Raw genomic sequence first — 2,873 nt, 5'->3', positions numbered from 1 at the left:
GGCCAGAATTGCCACGCGATCTGCGAGACGCTGGCCGGCGACGATCGCCAGCTGTCGCCGACGCGCTTTCACAACTCCGTGCACAACGCGCCGGCCGGTTACTGGAGCATCGCGACCCGTGCGATGGCGACGTCGAATGTGCTGTGCGCGCACGACGGCAGCTTTGCCGCCGGCCTGCTCGAGAGCCTGTGCCAGGTCGTGGTCGATCGCACGCCGACGCTGCTGATCGCGTACGACACCGACTATCCGGAACCGCTGCGCGCGGTGCGGCCGATCGACGACGCGTTCGGCGTCGCACTCGTGCTCGCACCCGATGAGCGTGAACGCGCGCTCGCCCGTATCGACGTGCGGCTCACCGACGCGCCCGCGACGACACTCGCGCATGCCCAACTCGATGCGTTGCGCGCCGGCAATCCGGCCGCGCGCGTGCTGCCGTTGCTCGACGCACTGGCCACGCGGCGGTCGACGCGTGTCGTGCTCGATTATCTCGACGATACGCGCGTGCAGATCGACATCGCGATCCCCGAACGCTTCGCGGAGCGGGCGTGATGACCGCCGCGCGTCCGCTTGCGCCGCCGCTCGATCGCGCCTGGATCGCCGCGCACATTCCGCACGCCGGCGCGATGTGCATGCTCGATACGGTCGATGCATGGGATGCCGAACGGATCCGCTGCACGGCGACGAGCCATCGCGATCCGCACAACCCGCTGCGCTCGCACGGCCGGCTCGCGTCGGTCTGCGGCATCGAATACGCGGCGCAGGCGATGGCCGTGCACGGCGCGCTGCTCGGGGCGCACGAAGCCCGCCCGCGCGTCGGTTATCTCGCGAGCGTGCGCAACGTCGACGCGTTCGTCGACCGGCTGGACACGTTCGATCAGCCGCTCGTCGTCGAGGCGGAACGCGTGAGCGGCGACGACCGCTCGGTGCTGTACGGCTTCGCGCTGCGCTGCGGCGACCGCGTGCTGCTGTCCGGCCGTGCCGCGGTGATGCTCGACGCGTCGGCCGCGGGCACGTTTCAACCGGCGCCTGCCGGCACCCCGAATCCTCGCTGAAGAAGCCAACCCCAAGGAAACCAGGTCGTGAAAGTTCGTCAGTTCATAGGCACCGCGCTCGTTCTGGCGCTGATCAGCCCGATCGCGCACGCGGACATGTCGGAAGTGAAGCAGGACATCAAGCGCGATTCGAAGGAAGCCGCGCACAAGACCGGCGAGGCGGCGCGCAGCTTCGGCCACGCGACCGCGAGCGCCGCGAAGGCGGTCGGGCACGGCGTCGCACACGCGTCGCGCGAAGGCTGGGACGCCACCAAGCGCACGACGAAGCGGATCTTCCACAAGAGCGACTCGGGCGAGTCGTCCGGAAAGAGCGGCACGAGCGATTGATCACGCGCGTCGCGCGCGGACGGACCGCGATCAACGAATGACCATTCATCGATCGCGACGCGTCACGGCCTCGAGGCTGCCGCCGTCAACGCGTCCCGCGCATGCGGCGTGCCTGTCGTACCGGCCTGCGCGCAAAGCACCTGCCGTACGCGACGAGCCCGCCATCGCGATGATCGAAGTTCCGCAGCAGCCGCGCGCGGCGCCGCTCGAGCCAGTAGAGCGAGACCGCCACTGTCAGCGCGACGGCGAGCGCCGTGCCGCCGATCGCGATTCCGATCCAGGTGTCGCCCATGCGTTCTCCCGAATGCGAGGCCGAAGCGGCGCGCCTGCCGCCGCTCCGGCACTGGATAGTGCAGAACGCGGCCCGTCACGTGCGCGACTGCCGTGCGGGCCGCCGCGCGTCAGTGCATGTGCTGGCCGCCATTGATCGCGATGTTGGAGCCCGTCACGAAGCCGGCCTCCTCCGAGCACAGATAAGCGACCAGCGCCGCGACTTCCTCGGGCTTGCCGAGCCGGCCCGCCGGAATCTGCGGGAGGATCTTCGAGTCGAGGATGTCCTGCGGGATCGCCGTCACCATCTTCGTCGCGAGGTAGCCCGGCGACACGGTGTTCACCGTCACGCCCTTGCGCGCGATCTCCAGCGCGAGCGATTTCGTGAAGCCGTGCATGCCGGCCTTCGCGGCCGCATAGTTGGTCTGGCCGACCGAACCCTTCGAGCCGTTCACCGACGAGATGTTGACGATGCGCCCCCAGCCGCGCTCGACCATGCCTTCGCAGACGGGCTTCGTCATGTTGAACACGGAGTCGAGGTTGGTGCGGATCACGGCATCCCAGTTGACCTTGTCGAGCTTGCGCAACGTCATGTCGCGCGTGATGCCCGCGTTGTTCACGAGAATGTCGACCGGGCCGACCTCCCGCACGATCTTCTCGATGCATTGCTGGCACGAATCGTGATCGGCCACGTCCACCGGGTACGCATGGAACGCCCGGCCGGCCGCATGCATCTCGGTCAGCCAGCGGTCCGCGCCGGCGTTGTTCGGCGAATACGTGACGACTACCCGGTGGCCCGCGTCGTTCAACCTGATGCTGACCGCTTCGCCAAGACCGCCCATTCCACCAGTCACAACTGCAATTCGCTTAGTCATCCTATAAATTACCGACAAAAAAGTAATCGATGAATGCGGGGCGGCGGCATCGTACCTGCTGTCGCCCCACCGCTTCGATACGCCACCGCCCGCGTCGCGGGTGCGGTACGCACCGGAACCTTCGCGCGTATTATTGGCTGCTTGTCATGCGCGAAACCCGTCTGGTTCGCTGCGGCGCCAGCCGGCGCCGCGGCGAACCGTGTCGCCAAGCCCTGCTCAGACGCGCTCGACCGCGAGCGCGACACCCATCCCGCCGCCGATGCACAGCGACGCCAGCCCGCGCTTCGCGTCGCGCTTGGCCATCTCGTGCAGCAGCGTCACCAGGATCCGGCAGCCCGACGCGCCGATC

At 68.3% G+C, this 2,873-nt stretch carries 5 protein-coding genes and 1 pseudogene; 3 read left to right on the top strand and 3 right to left on the bottom strand.

Annotated features, from left to right (window positions below; all coding sequences use genetic code 11):
* The 3 genes from G3N62_RS35090 to G3N62_RS35080 all read left to right on the top strand — a co-directional run.
* Positions 1–549 (top strand): beta-ketoacyl synthase chain length factor (locus G3N62_RS35090; protein WP_206141525.1); only part of this gene is annotated, 549 nt, incomplete at its 5' end.
* Entirely contained in the window at positions 549–1,052 is a 504-nt protein-coding gene (locus G3N62_RS35085) for a hotdog family protein (protein WP_034189602.1), read from the top strand. The genes G3N62_RS35090 and G3N62_RS35085, both read left to right, overlap by 1 nt.
* A 27-nt stretch (positions 1,053–1,079) precedes the next feature.
* Positions 1,080–1,379 (top strand): hypothetical protein, encoded by a 300-nt coding sequence (locus G3N62_RS35080; RefSeq protein WP_049031537.1) that lies wholly within the window; start codon positions 1,080–1,082, stop codon positions 1,377–1,379.
* A gap of 85 nt (positions 1,380–1,464) precedes the next feature.
* Here the strand turns inward: G3N62_RS35080 and G3N62_RS35075 are convergent, their stop codons facing one another.
* The 3 genes and pseudogenes from G3N62_RS35075 to G3N62_RS35065 form a co-directional block, all read right to left on the bottom strand.
* Complete coding sequence (locus G3N62_RS35075) at positions 1,465–1,671, bottom strand: hypothetical protein (protein ID WP_034189604.1); 207 nt, start codon at positions 1,669–1,671, stop codon at positions 1,465–1,467.
* Between the two features lie 109 nt (positions 1,672–1,780).
* A complete protein-coding gene (gene phbB / locus G3N62_RS35070) occupies positions 1,781–2,524 on the bottom strand; it encodes an acetoacetyl-CoA reductase (protein ID WP_034189605.1) in 744 nt (247 codons plus the stop codon).
* A gap of 216 nt (positions 2,525–2,740) precedes the next feature.
* Positions 2,741–2,873, bottom strand: a pseudogene (locus G3N62_RS35065) (acetyl-CoA C-acetyltransferase); the annotation flags it as partial.

Source organism: Burkholderia sp. Tr-20355 (assembly GCF_017104685.1).
GTDB lineage: Bacteria > Pseudomonadota > Gammaproteobacteria > Burkholderiales > Burkholderiaceae > Burkholderia > Burkholderia seminalis.
Note: the sequence above shows the minus strand (reverse complement) of the source record. Positions and strands in the feature narration are given on the sequence as shown.

Bases quoted from the DNA above. Each gene is read 5' to 3' on its own strand.
- G3N62_RS35085 (WP_034189602.1), top strand. From the start codon at position 549: ATGACCGCCGCGCGTCCGCTTGCGCCGCCGCTCGATCGCGCCTGGATC.
- phbB (WP_034189605.1), bottom strand. From the start codon at position 2,524: ATGACTAAGCGAATTGCAGTTGTGACTGGTGGAATGGGCGGTCTTGGC.
- G3N62_RS35075 (WP_034189604.1), bottom strand. From the start codon at position 1,671: ATGGGCGACACCTGGATCGGAATCGCGATCGGCGGCACGGCGCTCGCC.